This window comes from Rahnella aquatilis CIP 78.65 = ATCC 33071 (assembly GCF_000241955.1).
GTDB classification, from domain to species: Bacteria; Pseudomonadota; Gammaproteobacteria; order Enterobacterales; family Enterobacteriaceae; genus Rahnella; species Rahnella aquatilis.
The window spans coordinates 2,251,081-2,267,541 of record NC_016818.1; the positions used below are offsets into that span (position 1 = coordinate 2,251,081).

Consider the following 16,461-nt stretch of genomic DNA (forward strand, 5'->3'; position numbering starts at 1 on the left):
CCCATGTTTATATCTTATTACATTTTGACATTATTCTACACGCAGAATACGGCTGGTATTGGTGGTGCCGACGGTGCTCATGACATCACCCTGGGTGATGATCACCAGATCGCCTGACAAAAGGTAACCTTTATCACGCAGTAAATTCACGGCATCCTGTGCGCCCGCCACACCGTCATTCGCGCTGTCGAAGAAGACAGGAGTCACGCCGCGGTAAATCGCGGTAAGATTCAGTGTGTGTTCGTGGCGCGACATGGCAAAGATCGGCAGACCGGAACTGATACGTGACAACATCAGCGCGGTACGACCCGATTCAGTCATGGAAATGATCGCCGTGACGCCTTTCAGATGGTTTGCTGCATACATGGCGGACATTGCAATGGCTTCTTCGATGTTATCGAATTCCACGTCCAGGCGGTGTTTGGAGACGTTAATGCTTGGGATTTTTTCTGCGCCCAGACAAACGCGCGCCATGGCCGCCACAGTTTCAGCAGGATACTGGCCCGCTGCCGTTTCCGCTGACAGCATGACCGCATCGGTGCCATCGAGCACGGCGTTCGCGACGTCCATCACTTCTGCACGGGTTGGCATCGGATTGGTGATCATCGATTCCATCATCTGGGTCGCAGTGATCACCGCACGGTTGAGCTGACGCGCACGACGGATCAGTTTTTTCTGGATACCGACCAGCTCAGGGTCACCGATTTCAACACCCAGGTCACCACGGGCAACCATCACGACATCGGAAGCCAGGATGATGTCATCCATTGCTTCATCCGACGCCACCGCTTCAGCGCGTTCAACTTTAGAGACGATCTGCGCATTACAGCCTGCATCGCGGGCCAGACGGCGTGCGTAGTTAAGATCTTCGCCGGTGCGTGGGAATGAAACTGCCAGATAATCTACGTCCATTTTGGCCGCAGTAATAATGTCTGCTTTATCTTTTTCAGTCAGGGCTTCGGCAGAAAGACCCCCGCCCAGCTTGTTGATGCCTTTATTGTTAGACAGCGGGCCGCCCACGGTGACTTCCGTAAACACCTTCATGCCCTGAACTTCCAGCACTTTCAACTGCACACGGCCATCATCAAGTAACAGAATGTCACCCGGCACCACATCAGCAGGCAAACCTTTATAGTCGATACCGACTTTTTCTTTATCGCCTTCACCCTTACTCATGTTGGCATCGAGCAGGAATTTATCGCCGATATTGAGGAAAACTTTACCTTCCTTGAAGGTTGATACGCGGATTTTTGGACCTTGCAGATCACCAAGAATCGCGACGTGGCGGCCGAGGCGGGCGGCAATTTCACGCACCTTGTTTGCACGAAGAATGTGATCTTCAGCGGTTCCGTGGGAGAAATTCATACGCACAACGTTTGCACCGGCAGCAATGATCTTCTCAAGATTATTGTCGCGGTCAGTTGCAGGGCCGAGCGTGGTAACGATCTTCGTTCTTCTGAGCCTTCTGGACATGCCTAACTCCGTTAACTGATGAAACATGGTATTGCAAAAAAACAGCGAGCCCACATTAGGTTTAGGTGTAATTGTAATACAAAAGGGTTTCACCTGTGTGACCCGCTGACCTCATGTCTGACATTTACCCTGCGCACTTTGCGTGAAGATTTCCTGCCAGACTCCCTATTAAATCAATGATGATACGGTCATATATTGTGTGAATGATTTGATGTGCCGACTCGAATGACGAGCTTACTCTGGCAGGTTTGGGACAACCATTCCCTTATCAAAGCGCGATTCTTTCAACGCTTCTTTGACCCGCTTCAGGTTATCTCTGAATTTTGCACCACGACGCAACGTAAACCCGGTAGCCAGCACATCAATCAAGGTTAACTGGGCGATTCGTGAAACCATCGGCATATAAACGTCGGTATCTTCCGGAACATCCAGTAACAGGGCCAGCGTGGCCTCATGCGCCAGTGGCGTATTAAAGGACGTGATGGCGATGACCGTGGCGTCATTTTCGCGGGCAAGCTGCGCCAGCTCGACCAGATTTTTGGTGCGGCCAGTGTGGGAAATCAGCACCACCACATCGCCTTCGCTGGAGTTCATGCAGCTCATACGCTGCATGACGATGTCATCGAAATACACCACGGGAATGTTAAAGCGGAAGAATTTATTCATGGCATCATGCGCCACGGCGGCTGAAGCGCCCAGTCCAAAGAAGGAAATCTTTTTCGCCTGGGTGAGTAAATCGACCGCACGGTTGATGGCGGTAATATCAAGGGTATTTTTCACCTGATCGAGGCTGGCCATGGCGGATTCGAAAATTTTACTGGTGTAAGCGCTGACGCTGTCGCTTTCATCCACGTTACGGTTCACATAAGGTGTACCGTTTGCCAGACTTTGTGCCAGATGTAATTTAAAATCCGGAAACCCTTTTGTGTCGAGGCGACGGCAAAAACGGTTTACAGTAGGTTCACTGACGTCCGCCATGCGGGCGAGAGTGGCAATACTGGAGTGAATGGCAATGTGCGGGGCTGCGAGGATAACTTCGGCGACTTTGCGTTCTGACTTACTCAGAATGTCAAGGTGGGTCTGGATTTTTTCCAACGTATTCATAAGCATGACACTCATAGGTTTCAACGATTTCTTTGAAAAGAGGAAATCGTGTTGATTTGATGAAAATATACTACGCGCTTAATGCCGTTGGCAGCGTCAGTCAGGCGAAAAAACCGCTTTTTTTGTCAGAGTTTGACCGAGATCTAACTTTCAGTATGGTAAATTCTGTTCAGTTTTGTCATAAAATTACAGAATGTTGTGGGTTTTGACAGCAGCTGAGAGACTTATGATAAAAACAAGGTTTTCCGCAGAGTTATCCCCCTGTCAGATCATGGTTTACGGCTCACGGGCAATCAGAGTACATTGTTGCTGAAATAAAATTACAATATGTACCCGAGATAATTCGAGTTGCGGCTCACGCACAGCAACCAGAAATATGTTAGGTATTCCTGCATTGAGGAGAAGAACATGGCGGTAACTCAGACAGCCCAGGCTTGTGATCTGGTAATTTTCGGTGCAAAGGGCGATCTTGCGCGCCGTAAGCTGTTGCCTTCCCTGTATCAGTTAGAGAAAGCGGGTCACATTCACCCGGACACCCGCATCATCGGTGTCGGACGTGCGGAATGGGACAAAGCGGCCTATACCGAAGTGGTTAAAGAAGCGCTGACCACTTTCATGAAAGAAAAGATTGATCCGCAACTGTGGGATAAACTCAGTGCCCGTCTTGATTTCTGTAACCTTGATGTCAACGATGTGAAGCATTTCAAAGTGCTGGGCAAAATGCTCGACCAGCAAAATCGCGCCACCATTAACTACTTTGCCATTGCGCCAGGTCACTTCGGTGCGATTTGCCGCGGTCTGGGCGAAGCCGGGCTGAACAAAGAGCCTGCGCGGGTCGTGATGGAAAAACCACTGGGACACTCTCTGGAGTCTTCTCAGGTTATTAACGATCAGGTGGCGGAATACTTTGCTGAGTCCCAGGTTTACCGTATTGACCACTATCTGGGTAAAGAAACGGTACTGAACCTTCTGGCCCTGCGTTTTGCTAACAATCTGTTTGCCAGCAACTGGGATAACCGCACCATCGATCATGTGCAGATCACCGTCGCTGAAGAAGTCGGTATCGAAGGCCGCTGGGGTTACTTCGATGACGCGGGTCAGATGCGCGACATGATCCAGAACCACTTGCTGCAAATTCTGACCATGATCGCCATGTCGCCTCCGGCTGATCTGAGCACCGACCGTATCCGTGACGAAAAAGTGAAAGTGCTGCGATCCCTGCGCCGTATCGACCAGTCCAACGTGCGTGAAAACACCGTGCGCGGCCAGTACACCGCCGGCTTTGTGCAAGGCAAGAAAGTGCCGGGGTATCTGGAAGAAGAAGGCGCGAAAAAAACCAGCAGCACTGAGACCTTTGTTTCTATCCGCGTGGATATCGACAACTGGCAGTGGGCGGGTGTGCCGTTCTACCTGCGTACCGGTAAGCGTCTGCCGAGCAAATGTTCAGAAGTCGTGGTGTATTTCAAAAACCCTGCGCTGAACCTGTTCCGTGATTCTTACCAGCAGTTGCCGCAGAATAAACTGACGATTCGTCTGCAACCGGACGAAGGTATCGAGATCGAAGTACTGAACAAAGTGCCGGGTCTTGAGCACAAACACCGTCTGCAAACCACCAAGCTGGATCTGAGCTTCACTGAAACCTTCAATGAACAGCATATTGCGGATGCTTACGAGCGCCTGTTGCTGGAAACCATGCGTGGGATCCAGGCGCTGTTCGTGCGTCGTGATGAAGTGGAAGAAGCCTGGAAATGGGTCGACTCCATCATGAATGCGTGGGCGGCAGAAAGCGAAGCACCAAAACCGTATCAGTCCGGGACATGGGGTCCGGTAGCGTCTGTGGCGATGATCACCCGCGACGGTCGTTCATGGAACGAGTTCGAGTAACGGATAATGCATTGAGTAAATGACTCCCCAAAATAATTGAAGTTGCAGCTAACACCGTTGCGGCTTCAGGTGTGGCGGGGAGGGGAGTATCGTCCAATCGGGTGTGGTCGGTTTCTGGCAGGATTTTTTATTCTGCTGGTCCCTGTGGCAGGGGCGCGCCATCAATCACAACGGTGCCTGCGGGCATAAATGGAGAACAAGATGAAAAACTGGAAAACAAGCGCGGAACAAATTCTGACCTCAGGGCCGGTTGTTCCTGTGATTGTTATCAACAAACTGGAGCATGCGGTCCCGCTGGCCAAAGCACTGGTTGCCGGTGGCGTGCGTGTGCTGGAAGTGACGTTGCGTACCCCATGCGCGATGGATGCGATCCGCGCTATCGCAAAAGAAGTACCGGACGCCATCATTGGTGCGGGTACCGTGCTCAATCCTGAGCAACTGGCTGAAGTGACCGAGGCAGGTGCTCAGTTTGCGATTAGCCCTGGCCTGACTGAGTCTTTACTTAAAGCCGCCAATGCCGGTTCTATCCCTTTAATTCCCGGGATTTGTACTGTATCCGAACTGATGATGGGTCTGGATGCCGGTTTGCGTGAATTTAAATTCTTCCCGGCTGAAGCCAATGGCGGCGTGAAAGCGTTGCAGGCGATTGCCGGCCCGTTCCCGCAGGTGCGTTTCTGTCCGACCGGCGGGATTTCACCGGCGAACTATCGTGATTACCTGGCGCTGAAAAGCGTGCTGTGTATCGGTGGTTCATGGCTGGTACCAGCCGATGCGCTGGAAAGCGGTGATTACGCACGGATCACTGAACTGGCTAAAGAAGCCGTGGCCGGTGCTAAGATCTAAAACTGCGACGTACTAAGAATGAAAACCTCCCGCGGGAGGTTTTTTTATGCCTGAAAATCAGAGGCTAACGTGCCGCGATAATCTTAATTTCAATCTTGTATTTCGGATTCATCAGGTTGGCCTGCACGGTACAGCGCACCGGTGCATTGCCCGGCGATACCCAGGCATCCCAGGCTTCGTTCATCGCCGGGAAATCTTCTTTATTGACCAGAAACAGGGTGGCATCGAGAATTTTGCTCTTGTCTGAGCCTGCTTCAGTCAGCGCGGCATCGATGATTGCCAGTGTTTCCGTCGTCTGGTCTTTTGCATTCGCGTCCAGATTTTCCGGCACCGCCGTGTAATAAATGGTGTCGTTATGAATAACGATGTCGGACATCCGTGGTTCAGGGCGGATACGTTCGATGGTCATGTTTTTGGCTCCGGTTAGTCACTTTTTTTGATGGCGCTAAGGGTATCACAAAGGTTGAATGCGTTGGATTGGCAGATGGCGGTGGTAGTCGGGGCGAGGGATTGGCATAATCACTGCTGATCCGTACAGGTAGAGAGACAGAGTGACAGACGATTTCGCAACAGACGGCGCACTGGCGCAGAAAATTGAAGGTTTTAAACCCCGTGAACCTCAGCGTCTGATGGCGCAGGCTGTCAGCAAAGCCATCAGCGGTAAGCAAGGGCTGGTGGTGGAAGCCGGTACTGGTACCGGTAAAACCTACGCGTATCTGGCACCGGCATTGCGCTCCGGCAAAAAAGTCATTATCTCCACCGGATCCAAAAACTTACAGGATCAATTGTATTCCCGTGATTTGCCCAAAGTTGCCAGTGCGCTGAACTTCAAAGGCCGTCTCGCTCTGCTGAAAGGGCGCTCAAACTATTTATGTCTGGAACGTCTGGAGCAGCAATCGCTTTCCGGCGGCGATCTCGCCAGCCAGGCGCTCAGCGAACTGGCACATCTGCGTCACTGGTCGAGCAGTACAGAAGAGGGCGATATCAGCACCTGCACCGTGGTGCCGGAAGACAGCTTTGTCTGGCCGCTGGTGACCAGTACCAACGACAATTGTCTTGGCAGTGACTGCCCGTTATACAAAGAATGCTTCGTGGTAAAAGCCCGCCGTAAGGCGATGGACGCCGATGTGGTGGTGGTGAACCATCATCTGTTTATGGCGGATATGGTGGTGAAAGAGAGCGGCTTTGGCGAGCTGATCCCCGAAGCTGACGTGATGATTTTTGACGAAGCGCATCAGATCCCGGACATTGCCAGCCAGTATTTTGGCCAGCAGGTCACCAGCCGCCAACTGCTTGATATGGCTAAAGACATCACCATTGCTTACCGCACGGAGGTCCGTGACTCGGTGCAGTTGCAGAAAAGCGCGGACCGGCTGAGCCAGAGCACAATGGATTTCCGTCTGGCGCTCGGCGAGCCCGGTTTTCGCGGCAATCTTCGTGACGTTCTCAGCCAGCCCGCCATTCAGCGTGCCTTACTGTTGCTCGATGACGCGCTGGAGCTGTGCTACGACGTGGTCAAATTATCACTCGGCCGTTCTGCATTGCTGGACGCCGCGTTTGAACGGGCAACGCTTTACCGCAACCGTCTCAAGCGCCTGAAAGACGTGTCGATCCCGGGTTACAGTTACTGGTACGAATGTAACTCCCGCCATTTCGTACTGGCGCTGACGCCGTTGTCAGTGACTGACAAATTCAGCGAGATGATGAAAGAAAAACCGGGGGCGTGGATTTTCACCTCTGCGACGCTTTCGGTGAACGACCAGTTGCATCATTTTACCGAGCGCCTGGGGCTGGATGAGGCAGAAACATTGTTGCTGCCGAGCCCGTTTGATTACGCCAGACAGGCGTTGTTGTGCGTTCCGCGCTTTTTGCCTGAATCGAACGGGCAGGGCAGTTCGAAACAGCTGGCGCGCATGCTGCGTCCGCTTATCGAAGCCAACAAAGGCCGCTGTTTCTTCTTGTGTACGTCTCATAAAATGATGCGCGAACTGGCGGAAGAATTCAGGGCCAGCCTGACGCTGCCGGTTTTATTGCAGGGCGAAACCAGTAAGGGTCAGTTGCTGGCGCAGTTTGTCGAAGCCGGTAACGCGTTACTGGTCGCCACCAGCAGCTTCTGGGAAGGCGTGGATGTGCGTGGTGACGCGCTGTCGTGTGTAATCATCGACAAACTGCCGTTCACGTCGCCTGACGATCCGTTGCTCAAAGCCCGTATTGAGGATTGCCGTCTGCGCGGCGGAGATCCGTTCAATGACGTACAATTACCGGATGCCGTCATTACCCTTAAGCAGGGCGTCGGACGCTTGATCCGTGATACGGCTGATCGCGGCGTGATGGTGATTTGTGATAACCGGCTGGTAATGCGTCCGTATGGTGAAGTTTTCCTCAACAGTTTGCCGCCCACACCGCGCACCCGTGATCTGGCACAAGCGATCCGCTTTTTACAGAACGCCGGAGAGCAGAATTAGCCCTTTGTTTATGCTAAGATGCCGCCCCGAAAAAGGTTCTTATACCGGTCGTATTTCACGTTGCAGATGCGTTGACTGCGCTCGCTCACCCCTGTCACTTAGTTATCTAAGCTCCCGGGGATTCACAAGCTTGTCGACTTCCTGCAACCCGAAGTATTTAGGGTATAACTTATTAATTTCCCCGCCTGAGGTTTGGCATGTCCACGCGAATTTTAGCAATTGATACGGCGACAGAAGCCTGTTCCGTTGCGCTTTACAATCAGGGCGAAACACTCGCTCATTTTGAACTCTGCGCCCGCGAACATACGCAGCGCATTCTGCCGCTGGTGCAGCAGATCCTCGCCGAAGCGGGGCTTTCACTGAAACAACTCGACGCCCTGGCTTTTGGCCGGGGACCGGGCAGTTTTACTGGCGTGCGTATCGGCATTGGTATTGCTCAAGGTTTATCGCTTGGCGCAGAACTGCCTTTGTTACCCGTCTCAACATTGCAAACGATGGCGCAGGGCGCCTGTCGCCAGACCGGCGCTGACCGGGTGCTTACCGCCATTGATGCGCGTATGGGGGAAGTCTATTGGGGCGAATTTACCCGCGATGCACAAGGTGTCTGGCATGGCGAAGATACTGAAAAGGTGATCAAACCTGAACAGCTTCTGGCGCGTGCGGGTGAGCTAACCGGGCGGTTTGCCACCGCAGGTACTGGCTGGGAAGCTTATCCACATTTGTTGGGTGAATCTCCGATGGTGGAATTATTTGATGGCAAAATGTTACTGCCGCAGGCGGAAGACATGCTGCCGCTGGCGCTCCGGCTCTGGGAAAACGGTATTCGCGTTAATCCGGAAGATGCTGAACCGACCTACCTGCGTAATGAAGTGACGTGGAAAAAGCTGCCAGGCCGATAAGTCATGGCAACTTGTGCATCAAAAGACGGTCAAAATGAAGAGTTTGCACAGGAGTCATCGTAATGCGTAAGTGGTCTGTTGTTCAGCAGTTATCAGGGATCGCGGGTAAGAAAATGGTGCTGAGTGCCGTGGCGCTCAGCGTGTTGGTATTATCAGGTTGTGTCACGGTACCTGATGAAATTCGCGGTACCACGGCTACACCGCAAATGAATTTACAGGCGGTGCAGGGCGCGCCGGGGTTGTACGTCGGGCAGGAATCGCGTTTTGGCGGTAAAGTGATTTCCGTGACCAACTTGCAAAACAAGACGCGTCTGGAAATCGCGACCGTTCCGCTGGATGAGGGTGCACGCCCGATTTTAGGCGCAGCATCGCGCGGACGCATCATGGCTTACATTAACGGTTTTGTGGATCCGGTGGATTACCGCAATCAGCTGGTGACCGTCGTCGGGCCAATTACCGGCGTGGAAAAAGGCACCATTGGTCAGACGTCTTATGACTTCGTTACCGTCAATGTCAACAGCTACAAACGCTGGCGGATACAGCAACAGGTCGTTATGCCGCCTCAACCTATCGGCCCGTGGGGGTATGGTTTTGGCGGGCCGTATGATTCCTGGGGGCGAGGATTTGGGCCTGGTTGGGGTCCCGGCTGGTATAACACAGCACCGGCACGGGTCGAAAACGTCGTTACAGAATAGACCGCCTGCGCCGCACGAAACAACGCCTGCACAGGGCGCACTTCTCCCGGCGACAGTAAAACCGGCAGCGACACATTCTGTTGTGTCGTGGCCAAAGAAATGACATGAAGAGAAGATCGTTGTTAAGGCGGCTTAATTGCCGCCTTTTTATTTTCTGCCATGGATGGTTTGGCAAAGTAAGGGCACAGAAAAAGTGACCCGCCTCTCAACCTCGACATTGTTTGAAACGCAACTGGTAAGCTGAGTTAAAATATTGTTAAAGACGTGATAAAACTCGTCGAATAGAGACGGCAACAGAACATGATTTCAGGAGTGATACCTTGGAAAAGGTTTGGCTAAAACGATATCCGGCAGATGTTCCTGAGAACATCGATCCTGACCGCTACAGTTCGCTGGTCGAGATGTTTGAAAATGCCACATTGCGTTACGCAGACAACGCGGCATTTATCAACATGGGCGAGGTGATGACTTACCGCAAGCTCGAAGAGCGTAGCCGTGCTTTCGCCGCCTATTTACAAAATGAACTGGGACTCAGAAAGGGCGACCGCGTTGCCCTGATGATGCCGAATCTGCTGCAATATCCGATTGCCCTGTTTGGCGTATTGCGCGCCGGTATGGTGGTCGTCAACGTCAATCCGCTGTATACGCCGCGTGAACTCGAGCATCAGCTTAACGACAGCGGTGCCAGTGCCATTGTGATTGTTTCCAACTTCGCCCATACCCTGGAAAAAGTGGTATACAAAACCCAGGTTAAGCATGTGATCCTGACCCGAATGGGCGATCAGCTTTCTGCAGCGAAGGGCACACTGGTTAACTTTGTGGTGAAATATATCAAACGGCTGGTGCCGAAATACCACTTGCCGAACGCGATTTCCTTCCGCACCGCCTTACAGCGCGGGCGTCGCCTGCAATACATCAAACCCGATATCATTAATGATGATCTGGCTTTTCTGCAATATACCGGCGGAACGACAGGCGTGGCGAAAGGGGCGATGCTGACCCACCGCAACATGCAGGCAAATCTGGAGCAGGCGAAAGCGGCCTATGCACCGTTGTTACAGCCGGGGCATGAACTGGTGGTGACCGCACTTCCGCTGTATCACATTTTCGCACTGACAGTGAATTGCCTGCTGTTCCTTGAACTGGGCGGTAAAAGCCTGCTCATCACCAATCCGCGCGACGTGCCGGGGATGGTCAAAGAACTCGGCAAATATCCTTTCACGGCTATCAGCGGCGTGAATACGTTATTCAATGCATTGCTCAACAATGAAGATTTCCGTGAGCTTGATTTCTCTTCACTGCGCCTTTCAGTCGGCGGAGGAATGTCGGTGCAGAAATCAGTGGCTGAGAAGTGGGAAAAACTGACTGGTAAACATCTGCTGGAAGGTTACGGACTGACAGAATGTTCACCGCTGGTGGCTGGCAACCCGTATGATCTGAAACATTACAGTGGCAGTATCGGCCTGCCGGTTCCGTCTACGGAAGTCCGCCTTGTGGACGATAACGGTCAGGATGTCGCGCCGGGCCAGCCTGGTGAGCTGTGGGTTAAAGGCCCGCAGGTTATGCTGGGTTACTGGCAACGACCTTCCGCCACCGATGAGGTGCTAAAAGATGGCTGGTTATCGACGGGCGATATCGTTACAGTGGACGAGCAGGGTTTCTTACGAATTGTTGACCGTAAAAAAGACATGATTCTGGTTTCCGGTTTCAACGTCTACCCTAACGAAATTGAAGAGGTGGTTTCACAACATGACAAGGTACTCGAAGTTGCCGCCATTGGCGTGCCGGATGAGTCGTCGGGTGAAATCGTCAAAATTTGCGTGGTGAAGAAAGACCCATCACTGACCAGCGAAGAGCTCCTCGCACATTGTCGCCGGTTATTAACCGGTTACAAAGTACCGAAGATTGTTGAGTTCCGCGATGAGTTGCCGAAGTCAAATGTTGGTAAAATCCTCAGAAGGGAACTTCGTGATGAGCAGGTGAAACCGAAAGCCAGTCCGAAGCAGGATGCGGCATAGCGGGTTGCCTGTTCAGTCAGAAAGAGTCAGATTCTTAACGCCGGCGATGTCCGGCGTTATCACGTTATAACGCAGTAATGATTAAGAGAATGATGTTTTGAATTATCAGTTGATCACCACCAATGACGCGCTGGAGCAAGTTTGTCTTCAGGCCAAAGCGCACAGTAAAATTGCGCTGGATACCGAATTTGTTCGCACCCGCACTTACTATCCGCAACTGGGGCTTATCCAGCTATTCGATGGCGAACGGCTGACGCTGATTGACCCTTTACCGATCACCGCCTGGCAGCCTTTCATCGATTTGCTGGTCAATCCTGATGTCATCAAATTCCTGCATGCCGGCAGTGAAGATCTGGAAGTGTTTCTGAATGCTTTTGGGGTGATGCCTTCACCGCTGATTGACACGCAGATCCTTGCCGCGTTCAGCGGGCGCCCGTTGTCCTGTGGTTTTGCACGTCTGGTAGCTGAAACTACCGGCGTTGAGCTGGATAAAAGCGAATCGCGCACGGACTGGATAGCCCGTCCTTTGAGCGAAAAGCAATGCGTTTATGCCGCGGCTGACGTGTGGTATTTACTGCCGCTGGCCGATCAGCTGATGCGTGAAACACAAGAAGCAGGGTGGATGGACGCCGCGCTGGATGAATGCCTTGCACTGTGCCGCCGCCGTAAGGAAGTGCTGCAACCGGAACTGGCTTATCTGGAAATCAGTAACGCTTTTCAGTTGCGTCCACGTCAGTTGGGGTGCCTGAAATTGTTAGCCGCGTGGCGCCTTAACCAGGCCCGTCAGCGTGATCTGGCCGTTAATTTTGTCGTACGTGAGGAAAACCTCTGGCAGGTGGCGCGCTATCAGCCAACATCGCTGGGGGAGCTGGAAGCGCTGGGGCTGAGTGGCCCGGAAATTCGCTATCACGGGCGTACATTGCTGGCGCTGGTGGATGAATCTAATGCACTGGATGAAACGGAACTTCCTGCACCGATTTTGAACCTGATAGATCAGCCGGGTTACCGCAAAGTCTTTAAGGATATTAAGGCTCTTATTCAGACTGTCAGTGAAGAGAGCAAACTGAGCGTTGAAATGCTGGCATCACGTCGTCAGATTAATCAGTTACTCACCTGTCACTGGAAGCTAAAAGATAAAGAATCACAACCGGAATTAATCAGTGGCTGGCGCGGGAAGTTGTTAGCTGAAAGGCTAAATGACATTTTGAGCAATTATTAATCCCTTCTTTTAAGAAGGAAAATGAACAGGTGTTAAAAAGGAGCGGGCAAATGTCCCGCTCTTTTTATTTTATATTTCCCGATAATCCTTAAGCATAAAATATCGCTAATCAGGCCAGTGTAGGGATATTAAATTCCAGTCTGAATAAGATGAGTCTTAATCAAAATTATCACCAATAAACATAAACAGACGGGAAATTAGCCCGTTCTATGGAGATATATACAGTGGTTATTTTGAGTCAGGAAGAAAAAAACAGAAGGGAACGGGATAAAAGGCAATAGCCCCCTGAGAAAACAGGGGGCGTTATGCTGAAAAAAACACCTGCAAACACGGCAAACAGACTGCTGTCATTTAGGCGTTTCTTCCGATTCTGGCAGGGTGACGTTAAGTTCCAGTACAGAAATATCGTCACCTTTTTGCTCGAACTGAACCTGCAACATTTCCGGGTCAATCTTAATGTACTTACAGATGACCGCCAGAATGTCACGTTTCAGTTCAGGCAGATACGATGGTTCACTATCCCCTCGACGCCGTTCGGCTACGATGATCTGTAGCCGTTCCTTGGCTATATTGGCTGTCGATTTTTTGCGGGACAGAAAGAAATCTAACAATGCCATGGTTTATCCCCCAAAAAGGCGTTTCAGGAAACTCTTCTTCTCTTCCTCAATGAAACGGAATGCACGTTCTTCCCCAAGCAGACGGCTGACCGTATCGTCATACGCTTTCCCTGCATCGGATTCCTGATCAAGAATAACCGGCTCGCCCTGGTTGGACGCACGCAGTACAGACTGATCTTCAGGGATAACCCCAATCAGAGGAATACGCAGGATTTCCAGCACATCTTCCATGCTCAGCATGTCGCCACGGCTGACACGGCCCGGGTTGTAACGGGTAAGAAGCAGATGTTCTTTGATAGGCTCTAAGCCTTGTTCCGCACGGCGAGATTTTGAAGACAAAATGCCCAGAATGCGGTCGGAGTCACGAACGGAAGAGACTTCTGGGTTGGTGGTGATCACGGCTTCATCGGCGAAATACAACGCCATCAGTGCGCCGGTTTCGATGCCCGCAGGGGAATCGCACACCACGAAATCAAATTCCATTTCGGCTAAATCGTTCAGGATCTTCTCCACGCCTTCGCGGGTCAGCGCGTCTTTATCGCGTGTTTGCGAAGCCGGAAGAATAAAGAGGTTTTCGGTGCGTTTATCTTTGATAAGCGCCTGATTCAGCGTGGCATCACCCTGGATCACGTTAACGAAATCATAAACCACCCGGCGCTCACAGCCCATAATCAGGTCGAGATTACGCAGACCGATATCGAAATCGATAACAACAGTCTTTTTGCCTTTTTGAGCTAAACCGGTAGCAATGGCCGCGCTTGAAGTGGTCTTGCCAACGCCCCCTTTACCCGATGTAACAACTATGATGCGTGCCATGAATGGATTCCTTGTCAAAAGGGCTTAGTTTAAAGGTTGAATGGTTAACACATTATTTAACAGGCTGAGGCGCGCTGCCTGACCGAGGTAATCGGTCGGGATTTGATCACTCAACCAGTATTGCCCTGCGATAGAGACGAGTTCAGCGCCTAACTGCGTGCAAAAAATCTGACAATTTGCATCGCCTGCGGCGCCAGCCAGCGCTCTGCCTCGCATCATGCCGTAGATGTGGATATTGCCATCGGCAATCAGTTCCGCACCTGCGCTGACACTGTTGGTCACGATGAGGTCGCTGTTACGGGCATAAATTTGTTGGCCGGATCTGACCGGGGTACTGACAATGCGTGTTTTAGCCGGGGCATTGTCGGGCACGACAGGAACCGGTGGTTCTGCGGCGATACGCTGTGCGCGGCCTTCACTCAGCAGCGGTAAACCGGTGCGGGAAAGGGCGCGTTTTTGCGCTTCATCTTTGCAACCACTGATGCCAACAATGCGAAAGCCTGCAGAAGCGACAGCCTGTTGAATGTCTTTCCAGTTTGCTTCACCGGTCAGCGAGGCAACGTTGATAACAACAGGGGCATTTTTCAAAAAGGCTGGAGCTTGCTCCACTTTTTCCTGTAATGCCTGATGAATAACCTCAGGTTGTGAACTATGTAAATGAACAACCGATAAGGTAAAACTGCTGCCTTTTAGTTCTATTGGCGATTGTGACATCTATCCTGACTCAGTCTCAGCAACTCTAAATCCCCGGAATACCACTCGGGGGGCGATATTCCGATGTACGATAAGCATGTTATAGTTACAGTTATATCTAGGCAAGCCACCGTTTCAATAAAATAGAGTTAAAAAAATGCTTTGTGTGATCTATAGAAGTACTAAACGAGACCAGACTTATCTGTATGTCGAAAAAAAAGACGATTTTTCCCGTGTGCCTGAAGAATTACTCAAAGGTTTTGGCGTGCCTCAGTTCTCAATGATGCTAAACCTGGCAAACCGTGAAAAACTTGCCACGGCAGATATTGCTAAAGTGCGTCAGTCGCTGGAAGAACAGGGTTATTATCTGCAGGTTCCACCGCCGGTAGAAAGTTTATTGAATATTCATCTGAACGACGCCAGCAAATAACACATTTCTGACATTTGTTTCGGCAATCCCCCAACTTTCAGACGGCATGACTTGCATTCATCGTTGTCGTGCTCAAAGCTTATAGTGATGAATCACTTGCAGAAGTCAAAAGGAAGAAATTGATGAAATTGTCGGCACTGGCCGTGTTAACACCGCTGATTATCCTTAGCGGTTGTGCAGCGCAGAAAGCGACTTCAGGGCAAACAACCACGCCGTCCGCGACGGCCACCGCGCCAACCGCTGCCGCACCGGCAGCGCCTTCTGGTAAAACCTCTCTGGCTGAACAGGGGCGGGACCCGGCTGAATTCCCGGCTTATATCGAAAAACTTAAAGCACAGGCGCTCTCACAAGGGATCAGCCAGCAGACTGTCGACAGCACCTTCGCTAACATTCATTTTGTTGATCGCGTAATCAATTCAGACCGCAATCAGCTCGAAAAGAAAATTACTCTCGATGATTATCTGACCCGCGTTCTGCCTGAATGGAAGATCAAACAGGGGCAGGAACAGCTGCAGAGTAATTTGCCTGCGCTGACCAAAGCCAGTGACCGTTATGGCGTCCAGCCGCAGTACATTGTGGCGTTATGGGCGATGGAAAGCAGCTTTGGGAAAATACAGGGCAAAGAAGATGTGTTTTCCGCGCTGGCCACGCTGGCATTCGAAGGGCGTCGTGAAGCGTTCTTCACTAAAGAATTTATGTCCGCACTTAAAATTGTCGATTCAGGGCATGCCACCAGCGACATGATGAAAGGTTCCTGGGCAGGAGCGATGGGGCAGTCGCAGTTTATGCCAAGCTCTTACCTGACTTACGGCGCTGACGGCAACGGCGACGGCAAAATAGACATCTGGAAAAACACCGATGATGTTTTTGCCTCCACGGCCAATTATCTGGCGAAAGAAGGCTGGAAAGGCGATCAGGGCTGGGGCCAGGAAGTGAAATTACCGGCTAACTTTGATGGTGCTCTGGCGGGGCTGAAAAACAACCAGATGCATCCGGCCAGTTACTGGCAGCAGCGCGGCGTGACGCAGGTTGACGGCAGCCCGCTGACGTCCACAGCCACCCGTGCGTGGATTATCACACCGGATGACACTCAGGGGCGCGCGTTCCTGGTTTACGATAACTTCCGTACGATCATGCACTGGAACCGTTCAACCTATTTCGCGCTGAGTATAGGCATGATGGCGGATGGTATAACGGGCGTACAGGCCCCGGTGGTTTCCGGCGATTCTGCACCGGCTACAACCCCGGCGCCTTCTGCACCGTTAGCACCGGCACCGCATAACCCGTTCAGCGGCTGAAATTCCT

At 51.7% G+C, this 16,461-nt stretch carries 15 protein-coding genes; 9 read left to right on the plus strand and 6 right to left on the minus strand.

Annotation, left to right across the window (positions count from 1 at the left end; all coding sequences use genetic code 11):
* Positions 1-30 precede the first annotated feature (30 nt).
* Together pyk and RAHAQ2_RS10350 are read right to left on the minus strand one after the other, a co-directional pair.
* Positions 31-1,473: a pyruvate kinase gene (gene pyk / locus RAHAQ2_RS10345; RefSeq protein WP_013575313.1), complete on the minus strand. Its 1,443-nt coding sequence runs from the start codon at positions 1,471-1,473 to the stop codon at positions 31-33.
* 234 nt (positions 1,474-1,707) lie between these two features.
* The gene (locus RAHAQ2_RS10350) at positions 1,708-2,577 is read right to left on the minus strand and encodes a MurR/RpiR family transcriptional regulator (protein ID WP_015697178.1); all 870 of its coding nucleotides are present in this window, start codon (positions 2,575-2,577) and stop codon (positions 1,708-1,710) included.
* 408 nt (positions 2,578-2,985) lie between these two features.
* Between RAHAQ2_RS10350 and zwf the strand changes: the two genes are divergently transcribed.
* Both zwf and RAHAQ2_RS10360 read left to right on the plus strand, forming a co-directional pair.
* Positions 2,986-4,461: a glucose-6-phosphate dehydrogenase gene (gene zwf, locus RAHAQ2_RS10355; protein ID WP_015697179.1), complete on the plus strand. Its 1,476-nt coding sequence runs from the start codon at positions 2,986-2,988 to the stop codon at positions 4,459-4,461.
* Between the two features lie 201 nt (positions 4,462-4,662).
* Positions 4,663-5,304 (plus strand): bifunctional 4-hydroxy-2-oxoglutarate aldolase/2-dehydro-3-deoxy-phosphogluconate aldolase, encoded by a 642-nt coding sequence (locus RAHAQ2_RS10360; RefSeq protein ID WP_015697180.1) that lies wholly within the window; start codon positions 4,663-4,665, stop codon positions 5,302-5,304.
* 64 nt (positions 5,305-5,368) lie between these two features.
* Here the strand turns inward: RAHAQ2_RS10360 and RAHAQ2_RS10365 are convergent, their stop codons facing one another.
* Complete coding sequence (locus tag RAHAQ2_RS10365; protein ID WP_015697181.1) at positions 5,369-5,713, minus strand: RidA family protein; 345 nt, start codon at positions 5,711-5,713, stop codon at positions 5,369-5,371.
* A gap of 142 nt (positions 5,714-5,855) precedes the next feature.
* Between RAHAQ2_RS10365 and RAHAQ2_RS10370 the strand changes: the two genes are divergently transcribed.
* From RAHAQ2_RS10370 to rnd, 5 genes are all read left to right on the plus strand, one after another.
* Entirely contained in the window at positions 5,856-7,769 is a 1,914-nt protein-coding gene (locus tag RAHAQ2_RS10370) for a DNA repair helicase YoaA (RefSeq protein WP_015697182.1), read from the plus strand.
* Between the two features lie 197 nt (positions 7,770-7,966).
* On the plus strand, positions 7,967-8,668 hold the full coding sequence (gene tsaB, locus RAHAQ2_RS10375) for a tRNA (adenosine(37)-N6)-threonylcarbamoyltransferase complex dimerization subunit type 1 TsaB (RefSeq protein ID WP_015697183.1): 702 nt from the start codon (positions 7,967-7,969) through the stop codon (positions 8,666-8,668).
* A 62-nt stretch (positions 8,669-8,730) separates the two neighbouring features.
* Complete coding sequence (locus RAHAQ2_RS10380) at positions 8,731-9,363, plus strand: Slp family lipoprotein (RefSeq protein ID WP_015697184.1); 633 nt, start codon at positions 8,731-8,733, stop codon at positions 9,361-9,363.
* Between the two features lie 320 nt (positions 9,364-9,683).
* A complete protein-coding gene (gene fadD / locus RAHAQ2_RS10385) occupies positions 9,684-11,381 on the plus strand; it encodes a long-chain-fatty-acid--CoA ligase FadD (protein ID WP_015697185.1) in 1,698 nt (565 codons plus the stop codon).
* 97 nt (positions 11,382-11,478) lie between these two features.
* Entirely contained in the window at positions 11,479-12,600 is a 1,122-nt protein-coding gene (rnd, locus tag RAHAQ2_RS10390; protein ID WP_015697186.1) for a ribonuclease D, read from the plus strand.
* A gap of 347 nt (positions 12,601-12,947) precedes the next feature.
* On the opposite strand, the gene minE is transcribed toward rnd, so the two are convergent.
* The 3 genes from minE to minC are packed head-to-tail and all read right to left on the minus strand — an operon-like array spanning position 12,948 to position 14,747.
* A complete protein-coding gene (minE, locus tag RAHAQ2_RS10395; protein WP_013575323.1) occupies positions 12,948-13,217 on the minus strand; it encodes a cell division topological specificity factor MinE in 270 nt (89 codons plus the stop codon).
* A gap of 3 nt (positions 13,218-13,220) precedes the next feature.
* Positions 13,221-14,033 carry a septum site-determining protein MinD gene (minD, locus tag RAHAQ2_RS10400; protein ID WP_013575324.1) on the minus strand — a complete coding sequence of 271 codons (813 nt, stop codon included), beginning with the start codon at positions 14,031-14,033 and terminating at the stop codon, positions 13,221-13,223.
* Positions 14,034-14,057: 24 nt separating this feature from the next.
* Positions 14,058-14,747 carry a septum site-determining protein MinC gene (gene minC / locus RAHAQ2_RS10405; protein ID WP_015697187.1) on the minus strand — a complete coding sequence of 230 codons (690 nt, stop codon included), beginning with the start codon at positions 14,745-14,747 and terminating at the stop codon, positions 14,058-14,060.
* A gap of 136 nt (positions 14,748-14,883) precedes the next feature.
* Here minC and RAHAQ2_RS10410 point away from each other — a divergent pair, with 136 nt between their 5' ends.
* Positions 14,884-15,156, plus strand: coding sequence for a YcgL domain-containing protein (locus RAHAQ2_RS10410; protein ID WP_013575326.1), 273 nt, complete (start codon positions 14,884-14,886; stop codon positions 15,154-15,156).
* A gap of 122 nt (positions 15,157-15,278) precedes the next feature.
* Positions 15,279-16,454 carry a lytic murein transglycosylase gene (locus tag RAHAQ2_RS10415; RefSeq protein ID WP_015697188.1) on the plus strand — a complete coding sequence of 392 codons (1,176 nt, stop codon included), beginning with the start codon at positions 15,279-15,281 and terminating at the stop codon, positions 16,452-16,454.
* Positions 16,455-16,461: the final 7 nt, after the last annotated feature.